Here is a 14,810-nt window from a genome sequence, read left to right as displayed (position 1 = left end):
GGTTGGGTAGCGCGAAACCTCAAGTCAAACACCGACCGGAGGATGGCATCATGGTAACATAACAGATGTTAGTTAGTTTTAATATTCCAGCAGCGCACACCTGCGCCGACGATGCGAAGGTTGTCAAACCGAGCGGACGAAATCAACGATCGATAGCGTGCCCGCGAGCACCTGTTCGCCGACCACCTTGTTCCAGCAGGCCTCCGAGCCATGGGTCATACGCCACTCGTGCAGGCGCCGGGTCAGCAACTGCAAATCGTATTCTTCAGTCACGCCGATCGCGCCATGCAAGGCATGGGCAATTGAAGCGACCAAGCCGGCCGCCTCGCTGGTGCGCGACTTGGCCATGGCGGCCGCCAGCAGGGACGGCGCTTTTCCGGCACCCTGAAAAGCTGCCTCAGCGGCCATGGATGCGGCTGCGGTGTGCTCGGCCATGACGCTCAATTGATGCTGCACCGCCTGGAACTTGCCGAGGGACTTGCCGAATTGCATGCGGTCGTTGCAGTATTGCAGCGTCATCTCGAACACCCGGCTCATGGCACCGCTGAGCAGGGCCGCATGCAGTGCGGCCCCGAAGGCGGGCAACAGTGCACCACCACGGGGCGCGCGGGCTGCGCTGCTGGCATCGGGCCAGGTGAGCGTTGCCGTCAGGCTGCGGTTCACACCCGTGGCCTGACGCCGGGCCGCCGCGCAAGGCAGCAGCAGCAAAGCATCACCGTCGCAGGCCAGCACGAAGTCCGCCAGCAGGCCATAAGGTGTGAACGCGCAAGTGATGCCTCCGCCGGTTTCACGCCGAAACGCGGAGGCCAGTGTGATCATGCCCTCGGGCATGATCATCTGCGAGGCCAGCAGCGCGCGCGCCACGATGGTTTGCGCCACGGGCATCGGTACCGTGTAGTGTCCAAAATGGCTCAGGACTGGAAACAGCTCGGCCAGGCTCAGGTCGGCTCCGCCCTCGGATTCAGGCGCCAGCAAGGCCAGAAATCCGGCACCCGCCACCGCATCCCACAAGGCTGCGGCTGAGCCACCCGCGTCGATGGCCCGCACCACAGCCGGAGTGCACTGGTCTTTGAGAATGTCTTCTACGGCTTCTGCAAACACGGCTTTGTTCTTTCTCAACGCAAGCCCAGCCCGCGCGCGATCATGCCGCGCAGGATCTCGCGCGTACCGCCGCGCAGGGAATAGGTAGGGGCCATCTGGCTCACGTAGGCCAGCGTACGGTACAGGTCGGCATCCACCGGCGCGTCCGGGTTCATGGCGATGGCCGCCTCGATGACGGCTGGAATGCTTTGCTCAAATTCTGTACCGATGTCCTTGACCAACGCGGCCTCGACGATCGGGCTGTCTCCGTTGACCAGTTTGCTGGTGACGGCGATGGACATATGGCGCAGCGTGGCCAGATGCGTGGTGAAGCGCCCAATGGTGGCGGCGTGGACAGCGGCGTCCTGCGTGTGGCGCAGGCAGGCGATCCAGTGCTCCAGCAAAACGATGCTTGAATAGATGCGTTCCGGGCCGCTGCGCTCGAAGGCCAGTTCGGCATTGACCTGTGCCCAGCCGCTGCCCTCCTGGCCGACCAGGGCGTCATCGGCCAGCAGCACATCGTCGAAAAAGACCTCTGAAAAATGTGCATCACCGGTCAGATCATGAATCGGACGCACCGTCACGCCGGGCAAGGACAGGTCGACAATAAACTGCGACAAACCCGTTTGCCGGTCCTGCGGCTCACCCGAGGAGCGCACCAGGGCGATCATGTAGTGGCAATGCTGCGCATTGGTGGTCCATATCTTGCGGCCGTTCAAACGCCAGCCACCTTCGCAGCGTGTCGCCCGGGTGCCGACACTGGCGAGGTCGGAGCCGGCATTGGGCTCGCTCATGCCGATGCAAAAGAAGGCCTCGGCGGCGCAGATTTTCGGCAGATAGAACTGGCGTTGCGCTTCAGTGCCAAACTTCAGGATGAGTGGCCCGCTCTGACGGTCGGCGATCCAGTGCGCCGACACAGGTGCGCCGGCGGCGAGCAATTCTTCCACGAGGACAAAGCGCGAGAAGGCATCAAGGCTGGCGCCGCCGTATGCGGCGGGCAAGGTCACGCCGACCCAGCCACGCGCGGCCAGCTTTTGGCTGAAAGCGGCATCGAAGCCCATCCATGACCGCGCCCGAATGTCCGGCGGCCCGGGTTCGAAGCTGGACTGGAGAAAGGCTTTCACCTCGGCGCGAAACGGGTTTGTCGCCGCGGGAAGCTTGGCGAGCCGGAAAGCCGATAGCAGATTGCTCAAGGGCAATATCTCCGTGAATTGGTCATCGCTGAAAGGGGGGAACACCACACCGATACCGTCTTCGCCCTAGCAGGCAGTGTTCCAGGATCGCTACAGCGCAGCCACCAGTTCCGGCACCGCGGCGAACAGGTCCCCCACCAGACCGTAATCCGCGACCTGGAAGATCGGCGCTTCTGCATCCTTGTTGATGGCGACGATGACCTTGCTGTCCTTCATGCCGGCCAGATGCTGGATGGCACCCGAGATGCCGACCGCCACATACAGCTGTGGCGCGACGATCTTGCCGGTCTGTCCGACCTGGTAGTCATTGGGGGCGTAACCGGCATCGACGGCGGCGCGCGAGGCGCCGAGCGCGGCGCCAAGCTTGTCGGCCAGCGGCTCCAGCACGGCATGAAACTTCTCGGCGGCACCCAGTCCGCGTCCGCCCGACACAATGATCGAAGCAGCGCTGAGCTCCGGACGCTCGAGCTTCACCACCTCACGCCCGACGAGTCGGCTCAAGCCCAGATCAGCCGCGGCGGCCAGCGTCTCGATCACTGCCGTGCCGCCCGCGCCCACCGGGTCGAAGGCGGTGGTGCGAATGCTCAGCACCTTGATGGCATCCTTCGATTGCACGCGCGCCAGTGCATTGCCGGCATAAAACGGGCGAACGAAGGTGTCCGCGGACTCGATGGCGATCACGTCCGACACCTGAGAGGCGTCCAGCAGTGCGGCCACGCGCGGCAGCACGTTCTTGCCAAAGGCGGTGGCCGGTGCCAGCACATGGGTGTAGGCTGCATCGGAGCGCACCCGTGACCGCACCAGCTCGGCCAGATTCTCGGCCAGGTGGGCTTCATAGTGGGCTGCATCGGCGTGCAGCACCCGGGCCACGCCCGCGACCGCCGCAGCGGCCTGGGCCACGGCAGCGCAGTTACCACCGGCCACCAGCACGTGCATGTCGCCGCCCAGCCGTTTGGCGGCGGCGATCGTGTTCAGCGTTGACGCCTTGAGTGCGGTGTTGTCGTGTTCCGCAATGATCAGTGTCGTCATCAGATCACCTTCGCTTCTTCTTTGAGTCGTTTGACGAGTTCGGCCGTATCGGCCACCTTGATGCCGGCTTTGCGCACCGCCGGCTCGCTGACGCGAAGGGCAACGGTGCGCGGCGCGATGTCGATGCCGAGATCGGCCGCTTTGATCATCTCCAACGGCTTCTTCTTCGCCTTCATGATGTTGGGCAGCGTGACGTACCGCGGCTCATTGAGCCGCAGGTCGGTCGTGATCACCGCCGGCAGCTTCAACTCGAGGGTTTCCAGTCCGCCATCGATTTCGCGCGCCACGACGGCCCGCTCGCCCGCGATCTGAACCTTCGAGGCGAAGGTCGCCTGCGGCCAACCCATCAGCGCGGCGAACATCTGCCCCGCCTGCCCCGCGTCGTCGTCGATCGCCTGCTTGCCGAAGATGGCCAGTTGCACACCCTCCTTCGTGGCGACATGGCTCATCAGCTTGGCCACCGCCAGTGGTTCGAGTCCGACGTCGGTTTCAATCAGCACGCCGCGATCGGCGCCGATGGCCATCGCGCTGCGCAGCGTCTCCTGGCAAGCGCTCGGGCCGCAGGACACGACGATCACTTCCGAAGCGACACCGGCCTCCCTGAGGCGCACCGCCTCTTCGCAGGCGATCTCGTCGAACGGGTTCATGGACAACTTCTGGTTCGCGAGATCGACTCCCGAACCGTCGGACTTGACGCGGGCCTTGACGTTGTAGTCCAGCACCCGCTTGACAGCGACCAATATCTTCACTTTATCTCCAGAGGTTCAAATGATTTGCACATACGGGCCTGGGTACAGCCCACTCACCAGCACTCTCACTCCCACTTCCAATCCTTGTACATCTCGCGCAGCTTGGTCTTGAGGAATTTGCCGGTCGAGGTGCGCGGGATTTCGTTCACAAACGCAAAGCCTTCGGGCAACTGCCACTTGGCGAAGGTCTTGGCCAGATGGTCCCGAATCTCTTCACCGGTGGCACGCATACCTGGGCGCAACACCACCACCGCCAACGGCCGCTCTGCCCAGCGCGGGTGCGGCACTGCGATCACCGATGCCTCCAGCACCGCCGGGTGGCCCATCACAGCATTTTCCAGATCGACCGAGCTGATCCATTCGCCGCCCGACTTGATCAGGTCCTTGGTGCGGTCTGTCAAACGCAGGAATCCTTCCGAGTCGATGCATCCCACGTCGCCGGTACGCAACCATCCATCGGCGGTGAAGCTGCTCTCGTTGAGCGGCAGATCATGGTAGCCGCCGGTGACCCACGGACCACGGACCTGGATTTCGCCGACCGAACTGCCGTCCCACGGCACCTCACCCTCGTCGCCGATCAGGCGGATGTCGACCAGCGGCGCGGCCATGCCCTGCTTGGTGCGGAAGCCATACTGCTCTTCCTTGGACAGCGAGCGCATCTGCGGCTTGAGCACCGAAACCGTGCCCAGCGGGGAAGTCTCGGTCATACCCCAGGCGGTCGCGACCTCGAGATTGAACTCGTCAAAACCACGGAACAGCGACTCCGGCGCCGCCGAACCGCCGACCAGCATGCGCATGCCGGGCACCAAATCGTACTTGGCCGGGTTGGCACGCAGCGTCTGCAGCAACGACAGCCAGATCGTCGGCACCCCGCCGGTCACAGTGACGCGCTCACGCTGGTACAAGTCGAGCAGCGATTCCGAATCGAGATGCGGTCCGGGAAACACCTGCTTGGCGCCGACAAAGGTGGACATGAACGGCAGGCCCCAGGCGTTGGCGTGGAACATCGGCACCACTGGCAGCACAGTGTCCGTGCCAGAAACATTGATGCCGCCCGGGAGAGCCGCCACGAGCGTATGCAGCACGGTCGAGCGGTGCGAATAGACGACCCCCTTGGGGTTCCCGGTAGTGCCCGAGGTGTAGCACATGCCACAGGGCGCGTTTTCGTCGACCTCGACACAATTGAAATCGCCGGTCGCCTTGCCGATAAAGGCTTCGTAGTCCTCGTGTCCCTGTTCCACTGGTTTGCCGGTCAGCGGAACCACGATAATGCGCTCGAAGTTGACATCCTTGGCAAACTGCGCCAGCAAAGGCAGCAGTACATCGTCGACGATCAGGAAACGGTCCTTGGCGTGGTTGACGATAAACGCGATGTCGTGCGGAAACAGGCGCAGGTTGAGGTTGTGCATCACTGCGCCTGCCGCCGGTATGCCAAAGTAGCATTCCAGGTGGGCGTAGTGGTTCCACATCAGGGTGGCAACCCGATCGCCGGGCTTGATGCCGGCCGTGACCAGCGCCTCGGCCAGACCCTTGGCCCGGCGGTGGAAGTCGGCGTAGGTATGGCGATGCAGTGACTTGTCAGGCATCCGCGAAACGATTTCCACCTTCGGGTGGTACAGCCTGGCCCGCTCCAGGAAATGATTGAGCGACAGCGGCACTGGCATCATGGTCGATTGCATACGCATGGTTCAACTCCAAAAAATTGTCATTGCAGACCCAACTAAAAACTCAACTAAAAACTCAAAAGTCAGTTCCCCCTACCCGATAGGGTAGAGGTTGACTTCGCGCCCGATGCGGCCGCCACGCGAGGAAACAGCATCGCGTACATGCTCTGCGCCAGCGCATCGACATCCAGACGCCCCTCGGGCCGGTACCACTGCGCCGTCCAGTTGAGGGCACCGAGCACCGTCTGCCGCACCAGCACGGCATCGGATTCGACCAGGCCCAACACCACAGCCTCATTGATCGGCTCCATCCACAAGGCCTCGTAGGCATCGCGCAATGCCAGCACCCGGGACTGGGCGGCGGGCGACAGGCTGCGCCATTCATACAGCAGCACCGTCATCGCGTCGAGTCTCGGGCCCAGCAAAGCCTTCAGATGGCTGCGCACCATCGACAGCAGCCGCTCGGGCAAGCGGGTCTCACCGGCCAGCCCGTCGCGCACCGACTGCATGATGTCGCGAACACCGCCCTCCATCACCGCCACCAGCAATTCCTCTTTGGTGGCGAAGTGATAGAAGAGCGAGCCCGAGGTCATTCCCAGCGCCTCGGCGATATCGCGCACCGAGGTGCGCTCGAAACCGCGACGCCGGAACTGGCCCGCCGCAATGGCCAAAATCGCATCCTTTCGCCCGTTGTCACGCACTTTTGTCATGCCATATACTATATCATCTAACAAGCGTTTGATAGATTTCAGATCGCGGACTCGACACTTCCGGCGCATTCCGCATGGATGAATCAAAGCCATCGCAGCTGTCGACCGTGCCAGATTTAAACCACCTCAAAGGACAGACCCAGACATGCTGACACGCACCATCTTCGGCGAAGAACACGAACTCTTCCGCGACCAGGCCCGTCGCTTCCTGGAGCAGGAAGTCATTCCCCATCACGCCGGCTGGGAAGCTGATGGCATCGTGCCGCGTGAGGTCTGGCGCAAGGCAGGCGCTGCGGGTCTGCTGTGTCCGGCCATCCCCGAAGCCTACGGCGGCGGCGGTGGTATGCGTCTGCACAGCGCCGTGCTGATCGAGGAAGTCGCGCGCGCCGGCACGAGCGGGATCGGCTTCGGACTGCACTCGGACATCGTCGCCCCCTACATCCTGGCCTACGGCACCGAGGAGCAAAAGCTCGCCTGGCTGCCGCGCATGGCCACCGGCGAGGTCATTGGCGCCATTGCCATGACCGAGCCGGGCGCGGGCAGCGACCTGCAAAACGTGCGCACCTGCGCGGTCCGCGACGGCAATGAATGGGTCATCAATGGCCAGAAGACCTTCATCACCAATGGCCAAAACGCCGACCTGGTGATCGTGGTCGCCAAGACCGACCCGACGCAAGGCGCCAAGGGCACCTCACTGCTTCTGGTCGAGACTGGGCGCCCCGGTTTCACGCGCGGGCGCAACCTCGAAAAGATCGGCATGAAGGCGCAGGACACCTCCGAGCTGTTCTTCGACAACGTACGGGTGCCAGCGGGCAACATTCTCGGCGGCGAGGGCAAGGGCTTCTTCCTGCTGATGCAGGAGCTCGCCTGGGAGCGCATGCAGATCGCCATCGGCGCGGTGGCAGGCGCCGAGGCGGCGCTCGAATGGACGCTGGCCTACACCAAGGATCGCAAGGCCTTCGGCCAGCGCGTGATCGACTTCCAGCACAACCGCTTCAAACTTGCCGAGATGAAGACCGAGATCCAGGTCGCACAGGTCTTTGTCGACCGCCTGCTCGGCCTGCTGATGGACGGCCAGCTTGATGCTGCCACCGCCGCGATGGCCAAGTACTGGACCACCGACCTGCACTGCAAAGTGGTTGACCAATGCCTGCAGATGTTCGGCGGCTTTGGCTACATGTGGGAGTACCCGATTGCCCGCGCCTATGCGGATGCACGCGTCGCGCGCATCTACGGCGGCACCAACGAGATCATGAAGGAAATCATCAGCCGCACGCTGTAGAACGCGCCGTCCGCCGTTTTTTCGCCTCCACCGATTCAAAAAAGGAAACCCACCATGACCGATGCATTCATTTACGACGCCGTACGCACGCCGCGCGGCAAGGGCCGCAGCTCAGGTGCTCTGCACGGCACCACGCCCATCAGCCTGGCCATCACGGCGTTGCAGGCGCTGCGCGACCGCAACGCCCTGGACACCGCCTTCGTGGACGACATCATCCTCGGCTGTGTCGAGCCCGCCGGTGAGCAAGGCGCCAACATCGCCCGCGTGGCGGCCATCGCCGCCGGCTATCACGAGTCCGCTCCCGGCGTGCAGATCAACCGCTTCTGCGCCTCCGGGCTCGAAGCCTGCAACATGGCAGCCGCCAAGGTGATGTCGGGCCAGTCGCCCCTGGTCATCGGCGGCGGCGTGGAGAGCATGAGCCGCGTGCCGATGGGCACCAGCGGCGGCGCCTGGGCGGCCGATCCGGCGGTGGCGATTCCGACCTATTTCGTGCCGCAGGGCATTTCGGCCGACCTGATTGCCACCCTGTACGGTCACAGCCGCAAGGACGTGGACAGCTACGCCGTCGAGAGCCAGCGTCGCGCCGCGCAAGCCTGGGCCGAGGCACGCTTCGCCCGCTCGATCGTGCCCGTGAAAGACGTGAACGGCTGCGTCGTGCTCGAGCGCGATGAACACATGCGCGCCGACACCACCCTGGAGTCGGTGGCCAAGCTGGAGCCTGCGTTCAAGGTGCAGGGCGAGAAATACGGCTTCGACGCGGTCGCCCTCCAGCGCTATCCGGAACTCGAGTGCATGACGCACGTGCACCACGCCGGCAACTCGTCGGGCATTGTGGACGGCGCGTCCGCGGTGCTGATCGGCAACGCCGAGGTCGGCAAACGGCTCGGCCTGAAAGCCCGTGCCCGCATCCGCTCGTTCGCATCGATCGGCAGCGAGCCCACCATCATGCTGACCGGCCCCTCCTACTCGGCGGAAAAAGCGCTCAAGCTGGCGGGTATGAAGGCGGCAGACATCGATCTCTACGAGTTGAACGAAGCCTTCGCCTCGGTCGTGCTGCGCTTCATGGAGGTGATGAACGTCCCACACGACAAGATGAACGTCAACGGCGGGGCCATCGCGATGGGGCACCCGCTCGGCGCCACCGGCGCCATGATTCTGGGCACCCTGCTCGACGAACTCGAGCGCCGCAACCTGGCCACCGGCCTGGCCACGCTGTGCGTGGGCGCCGGCATGGGCACGGCCACCATCATCGAGCGCGTCTGACCCGGCTGCCCCCGGGAACGCGCAGGTTTCACCCCATTTATCAGGACTCTCACCATGACGATCGACTACAAGGTGGATGCCGAAGGCATCGCCACCATCACCTGGGCCATGCAGGACGTGCCGATGAACGTCCTCAACGAGCAATCCATCCCCGCGTTCAGCGAGGCCGTGCGCAAGGCCGTGACAGACGCCGCCGTCAAGGGCGTGATCATCGCCTCGGCCAAGCCCGATTTCATCGCAGGCGCCGACCTGAACATGATGCTCGCGATCACCGAGGTGCAAGGCCTGATGGACTTCGTCGCGCGCCTGCACACTTTGCTGCGCGGCATCGAAAAAAGCGGCAAGCCCTTCGTCGCCGCGCTCAACGGCACCACGCTGGGCGGCGGCTATGAGGTCGCGCTGGCCTGCCACCGCCGCATCGCGGCCGACAACCCCAAGGCCCAGATCGGCCTGCCCGAAGTGGCCATCGGCCTGCTGCCGGGGGGCGGCGGCACGCAGCGCCTGCCGCGCCTGATCGGGCTGCGCGGCGCCCTGCCCTTGCTGCTCGAAGGCAAAAAGTTGCCTCCCGAGAAAGCCCTCGAAGCCGGCCTGGTCGATGAGGTCGTGCCGGCCGACCAGTTGCTCGCGCGCGCCAGGCAATGGCTGCTGGCCGAGGGCGTCAAGCATGTCGTCAAGCCGTGGGATCAGAAAGGTTTCAAGCTGCCCGGCGGCGCGGTGCAAAGCCCCGCCGGCTACGAAACCTTCACGGCCGGCAACGCCATGCTGCGCGCCAAGACCTTTGGCAACTACCCTGCGCCAGAGGCCATTCTGAGCGCCGTCTATAACGGCTGTCAGGTGGACATCGACACAGGCTGCAAGGTCGAAGGGCGGGAATTCGTCAAGCTCGCGACCGGCAAGGTCTCGAAGAACATGATCCGCTCGCTGTTCTTCGGCATCGGCGACGCGAACAAGCTCGCCTCGCGCCCCAAGGATGTGCCCAAAGCCAGCTACCGCAAGGTCGGCGTCCTGGGCGCGGGCATGATGGGCGCGGGCATTGCCTATGCGTGCGCCGAAGTCGGCATGCAGGTGGTGCTGCTCGACTCCAGCCTCGAGGCCGCGAACAAAGGTAAAGGCTACAGTGAAGCGCTGTGGGGCAAACGCGTGGCCGCCAAGCGCATGGGCGAGGCCGAGCGCGACGCCAAGCTCGCGCTGATCCAGCCCACGACCGATTTTGCGGCGCTTGACGGTTGCGACATCGTGATCGAAGCCGTGTTCGAAGACCGCGCCATCAAGGCAGATGTCACGCGCAAAGCCGAAGCCCAGCTTGCGCCCGGCGCCGTCTTTGCATCCAACACCAGCACCTTGCCCATCACCGGCCTGGCCGAAGCCTCGGCGCGCCCGGCGAACTTCATCGGCCTGCACTTCTTCTCGCCCGTGGACAAAATGCCGCTGGTCGAGATCATCCGCGGCAAGGCGACGAGCGACGAGTGCCTCGCGCGTGCCATGGACTTCGTCAAGGCCATCCGCAAGACGCCCATCGTCGTCAACGACAGCCGCGGTTTTTACACCAGCCGCGTGTTTTCGACCTACGTCGGCGAAGGCCTGGCGTTGCTTGCCGAAGGTGTGGCGCCGGCGCTGATCGAAAACGCCGGCCGCATGTGCGGCATGCCCCTTGGGCCGCTCGCGCTGGCCGACGAGGTATCGCTCGAACTCATGGCGCGCATCCGCAAACAGACCGCCGCCGATCTCGGCGCGGCCTACCAGCGCAGCGCCATCGACGATGTCTGCGACCGCATGGTGGACAAGCTCGGGCGCCTGGGCAAGAAAATCGGCAAGGGCTTTTACGACTATCCGCAAGGCGCGCCCAAACACCTCTGGAGCGGCCTCGCACAGGAGTTTGCGCAGGCGGCAACGCAGCCCAGCGTGGAAGACGTCAAGCAACGCCTGATGTTCATCCAGTCCGTCGAGACCGCGCGCTGCCTCGAAGAAAAGGTGCTGCTCGCGCCCGTCGATGCCGACGTGGGTGCCATTTTGGGCTGGGGTTTCCCGCCCTGCCTCGGTGGCCCGATCGGCCAGATCGACACCGTGGGCGTGGCCGAATTCGTCCAGACCTGCGAAGCCCTGGCGCAGCGCGTCGGCCCGCGTTTCGCCCCACCCCAGCTGCTGCGCGACATGGCCCAGCGCGGTGCCGCCTTCTATCCCCGTTGAGCGAGGGATAGCCCCCATGCCCGCCATTCAGAGCCAGGTTGACCCGCAGTCGGAGAGTTTCTTGCGCGAGCGCGAGCAGATGCTCGCCTTGATCGACAGCTTTCGCACGCTGGAAGACCGCGTGCGCAACACCTCCAACAGCCAGGAAGCGAAGTTCCGCGCGCGCAAGCAGCTGCTGCCGCGTGAGCGCATCGCGCTGCTGCTCGACCGCGGCTCTGAATGGCTGGAGTTTTCCACGCTCGCGGGCCTGCGCATGCACGACGACGATGGTGACAAAAACGTGCTCGGCGGCGGCATCATCACCGGCGTCGGCACGGTGTCGGGCGTGCGCTGCGTGGTGATCGCGTCCGACAGTGCGATCAAGGGCGGCACCATCACGCCCATGGGCATGCGCAAGAGCCTGCGTGCCGAAGCCATCGCGATGGAAAACAAGCTGCCCGTGATCCGCCTCGTCGAGTCGGGCGGCGCCAACCTCATGCACGTGGGCGAGGTCTTCATCGAAGGCGGGCGTGGCTTTGCCAACCAGGCGCGGCTGTCGGCCAAGGGCATTCCGCAGATCTGCGTGATGCACGGGCATTCGACGGCCGGCGGCGCCTACCTGCCCGGCATGTCCGACTACGTGATCATGGTGCGCGGCCGTGCCAAGGCGTTTCTCGCAGGCCCGCCGCTGCTCAAGGCCGCGACGGGCGAAATCGCCACCGACGAGGAACTGGGCGGTGCCGAAATGCACTGCACCACCTCGGGCGTGGCCGAATACCTGGCCGAAGACGACGCCGACGGCATCCGCATTGCGCGCGACATCGTGGCGCGTCTGCCCTGGAACGACAAGCTGCCGCTGCGCCCCTCCAGGACCTGGAAGGAGCCGCGCTATGCCATCGACGAGATCGTGGGCACCGTGCCCGTCGATTTTCGCCACCCCTACGACATGCGCGAGGTGCTCGCACGCATCATCGACGACTCCGACTTCCTCGAGTTCAAGGCCCTGTACGGCAGCGCCACGGTGTGCGGCATGGGCGCCATCGAAGGGCAGCCCTGCGGCTTTCTGGGCAACAACGGTCCGATCGATCCGCAGGGCGCGACCAAGGCCGCGCAATTCATCCAGCTGTGCAGCCAGTCGGGCACGCCGCTCGTCTTTTTGCAGAACACCACGGGCTTTCTCGTGGGCAAGGACGTGGAGCAGGTCGGCATCATCAAGCACGGCGCGAAGATGATCCAGGCCGTCACCAACGCCACCGTGCCGCGCATCACGCTGATGATCGGCGCCTCTTTCGGCGCCGGCAACTATGGCATGTGCGGCCGCGCCTACGACCCCCGTTTTGTCTTTGCCTGGCCCAACTCGCGCGTGGCCGTGATGGGTGGCGAGCAAGCTGCGACGGTGATGCGCATCGTCACCGAAGAAAAATTTGCCCGCACGGGCAAGACGCCGCCGACCGACGCCATGCAAGCCATGCGCGCGGAAATCCTGCAGCGCTTCGACATGGAATCGCACGCCTTCTTCGCCACGGCGCGTCTCTGGGACGACGGCATCATCGACCCGCGCGACACCCGCCGCGTGCTCGCCACCACCCTGGCCGTGTGCCGCGACGCAGAAGCCCGTCAACTGAACCCCAACACCTTCGGTGTCGGCCGGATGTGAGAAAGCCCATGCGTTTCACCAAGATCCTGATCGCCAACCGTGGCGAAATCGCCTGCCGCGTGATCCGCACGGCCAAAGCCCTGGGCTACCGCACCGTGGCCGTTCATAGCGAGGCCGACGCCCAGGCCCTGCACGCCGCCCTGGCCGATGAGGCCGTGTGCATAGGCCCGCCGCCCGTGCGCGAGAGCTACCTGAACACCCAGGCGCTGCTGCGCGCTGCGGCCAGCACAGGGGCCGATGCCGTGCACCCGGGCTATGGCTTTCTGTCCGAAAACGAAGCCTTCGCGCAAGCCTGCCAGGACGCCGGGCTGGTCTTCATCGGGCCAGACCCCGAGGCCATCCTGCACATGGGCAACAAAGCCGGCGCCAAGCGCCTGATGCTCGCTGCGGGCGTGCCCTGCGTGCCCGGCTACCAGGGCGCCGACCAGTCCGACGCCACGCTGATCGCGCAAGCACGCGAAATTGGCTTTCCCATCATGGTCAAGGCCGCAGCCGGCGGCGGCGGTCGTGGCATGCGCCTCGTCGCCAAGCCCGAAGACCTGCCCAACGCACTCGCCAGCGCACGCTCCGAAGCCCAAAACGCCTTCGGCAGCGACGAGCTGATCCTCGAGCGCGCCGTGATCGAGCCGCGCCACGTCGAAGTCCAGGTGTTCGGCGACCGGCACGGCAACATCATCCACCTCGGCGAGCGCGACTGCTCGATCCAGCGCCGCCACCAGAAAGTGTTCGAAGAAGCGCCCTCGCCCGCCGTCTCGCCCGAGCTGCGCGCGCGCATGGGCGCCGCCGCCGTGGCCGCGGCCCGCGCCGTGAACTACGTGGGCGCAGGCACGGTGGAGTTTCTGCTCGACCGCGACGGCAAGTTCTACTTCCTCGAAATGAACACGCGCCTGCAGGTCGAGCACCCCGTGACCGAATGCATCACCGGTCTGGACCTCGTCGCCTGGCAGATTGCCGTGGCGCGCGGCGAGGCGCTGCCGCTGACGCAGGAACAGGTGCAGCTCGCGGGCCACGCGATCGAAGTGCGCCTGTACGCCGAAGACCCGTACGCCGACTTTCTGCCGCAAAGCGGCGACGTGCTCGTGTGGCAGGCGCCCAGCGGGCCCGGCGTGCGCGTGGACCATGGCCTGATCGCAGGCCAGGCCGTGAGCCCGCACTACGACCCGATGATCGCCAAGATCATCACCTGCGGCGCGACGCGCGAAGAAGCGCGCCGGCGCTTGATCGGCGCGCTGCAAAACACGCAGTTGCTGGGGCTGGCGAACAACCGCTCCTTCCTCGAAGCCGTGGCCGGGCATCCGGTGTTCGCCGCAGGCAAGGCCACCACGGCCTTCATCGCGCAGAACTTCGACGCTGCGCAGTGGGTGCGTCCACAGCCCGACTCGCTCGCGCTCGCACTTGCGGGCGTGCTCTGGTTCGATGCCACCACGCCCGCAGGCGCGCGCCCGTGGCGCACCACGGGGCCGGCGCGCTGGCCCATGACGCTGGGCGAAAACGGGCACCGCCACCTCATCTTCGTCACCGCGCTGGACAGGCACGACTACCGCATCGAATGGGGTGCGCAGGTGCACCAGATCCGGGTGCTCGAACGCAGCGGCGCGAAGCTCAGCCTGCTCGCCGACGGCGTGCGCCAGCAGGCCCTTGCGGTGTTCCACAACGGCTCCTTGCATCTGGAATTCAAGACGCTGAGCGCCTGTTTCGAAGACCTGACCTACGCGCCACCCGCCGGCGCCGAAGGCAGCGCCGAGGCGCGCATCGTTGCGCCCATGAACGGCAAGGTGCTGGGCGTGTTCGTGCAGCCCGGCGAGCGCGTCGAAAAGGGCCAGCGCGTGGCCGTGCTCGAAGCCATGAAGATGGAACACCAACTGCTCGCGCGCCGCGACGGCATGATCGATCAGGTGTTCGTGCGCGTGGGCGACCAGGTACCGTCCAAGGCCGTGCTGGTGTCGCTGGTGCAAGAAGAAAGCGCTTGATCGGCCGCCCGCCCCGCTCGCACACCCCTCACCACCGAAGCGAAGAT

11 protein-coding genes are annotated in these 14,810 nt (G+C 65.1%); 5 read left to right on the top strand and 6 right to left on the bottom strand.

Annotation, left to right across the window (positions count from 1 at the left end; genetic code table 11):
- Positions 1 to 123 precede the first annotated feature (123 nt).
- The 6 genes from AC1Q5S_RS01415 to AC1Q5S_RS01390 form a co-directional block, all read right to left on the bottom strand.
- On the bottom strand, positions 124 to 1,101 hold the full coding sequence (locus AC1Q5S_RS01415) for an acyl-CoA dehydrogenase family protein (protein ID WP_060983948.1): 978 nt from the start codon (positions 1,099 to 1,101) through the stop codon (positions 124 to 126).
- Positions 1,102 to 1,115: 14 nt separating this feature from the next.
- Positions 1,116 to 2,273 carry an acyl-CoA dehydrogenase family protein gene (locus AC1Q5S_RS01410; protein ID WP_060983959.1) on the bottom strand — a complete coding sequence of 386 codons (1,158 nt, stop codon included), beginning with the start codon at positions 2,271 to 2,273 and terminating at the stop codon, positions 1,116 to 1,118.
- A 90-nt stretch (positions 2,274 to 2,363) separates the two neighbouring features.
- Positions 2,364 to 3,302, bottom strand: a complete 939-nt coding sequence (locus tag AC1Q5S_RS01405; RefSeq protein ID WP_060983947.1) for an electron transfer flavoprotein subunit alpha/FixB family protein — start codon at positions 3,300 to 3,302, stop codon at positions 2,364 to 2,366.
- Positions 3,302 to 4,051 carry an electron transfer flavoprotein subunit beta/FixA family protein gene (locus AC1Q5S_RS01400; protein ID WP_060983946.1) on the bottom strand — a complete coding sequence of 250 codons (750 nt, stop codon included), beginning with the start codon at positions 4,049 to 4,051 and terminating at the stop codon, positions 3,302 to 3,304. The genes AC1Q5S_RS01405 and AC1Q5S_RS01400 overlap by 1 nt, the downstream gene beginning before the upstream one ends.
- A 65-nt stretch (positions 4,052 to 4,116) precedes the next feature.
- A complete protein-coding gene (locus AC1Q5S_RS01395; RefSeq protein WP_492238231.1) occupies positions 4,117 to 5,715 on the bottom strand; it encodes a long-chain fatty acid--CoA ligase in 1,599 nt (532 codons plus the stop codon).
- An 83-nt stretch (positions 5,716 to 5,798) separates the two neighbouring features.
- Positions 5,799 to 6,425 (bottom strand): TetR/AcrR family transcriptional regulator, encoded by a 627-nt coding sequence (locus AC1Q5S_RS01390; RefSeq protein ID WP_060983944.1) that lies wholly within the window; start codon positions 6,423 to 6,425, stop codon positions 5,799 to 5,801.
- Between the two features lie 145 nt (positions 6,426 to 6,570).
- Here AC1Q5S_RS01390 and AC1Q5S_RS01385 point away from each other — a divergent pair, with 145 nt between their 5' ends.
- The 5 genes from AC1Q5S_RS01385 to AC1Q5S_RS01365 are packed head-to-tail and all read left to right on the top strand — an operon-like array spanning position 6,571 to position 14,763.
- Entirely contained in the window at positions 6,571 to 7,707 is a 1,137-nt protein-coding gene (locus AC1Q5S_RS01385) for an acyl-CoA dehydrogenase family protein (protein WP_060983943.1), read from the top strand.
- A 54-nt stretch (positions 7,708 to 7,761) separates the two neighbouring features.
- On the top strand, positions 7,762 to 8,970 hold the full coding sequence (locus tag AC1Q5S_RS01380; RefSeq protein ID WP_060983942.1) for an acetyl-CoA C-acetyltransferase: 1,209 nt from the start codon (positions 7,762 to 7,764) through the stop codon (positions 8,968 to 8,970).
- Between the two features lie 54 nt (positions 8,971 to 9,024).
- The gene (locus tag AC1Q5S_RS01375) at positions 9,025 to 11,157 is read left to right on the top strand and encodes a 3-hydroxyacyl-CoA dehydrogenase NAD-binding domain-containing protein (RefSeq protein ID WP_060983941.1); all 2,133 of its coding nucleotides are present in this window, start codon (positions 9,025 to 9,027) and stop codon (positions 11,155 to 11,157) included.
- Between the two features lie 16 nt (positions 11,158 to 11,173).
- Positions 11,174 to 12,793 carry an acyl-CoA carboxylase subunit beta gene (locus tag AC1Q5S_RS01370; protein WP_060983940.1) on the top strand — a complete coding sequence of 540 codons (1,620 nt, stop codon included), beginning with the start codon at positions 11,174 to 11,176 and terminating at the stop codon, positions 12,791 to 12,793.
- 8 nt (positions 12,794 to 12,801) lie between these two features.
- A complete protein-coding gene (locus AC1Q5S_RS01365) occupies positions 12,802 to 14,763 on the top strand; it encodes an acetyl/propionyl/methylcrotonyl-CoA carboxylase subunit alpha (protein ID WP_060983939.1) in 1,962 nt (653 codons plus the stop codon).
- The last annotated feature ends 47 nt before the right edge of the window (positions 14,764 to 14,810 follow it).

It is taken from the genome of Acidovorax sp. GW835-FHT14B10 (assembly GCF_058793725.1).
This window is presented reverse-complemented; position numbering and strand designations above follow the sequence as displayed.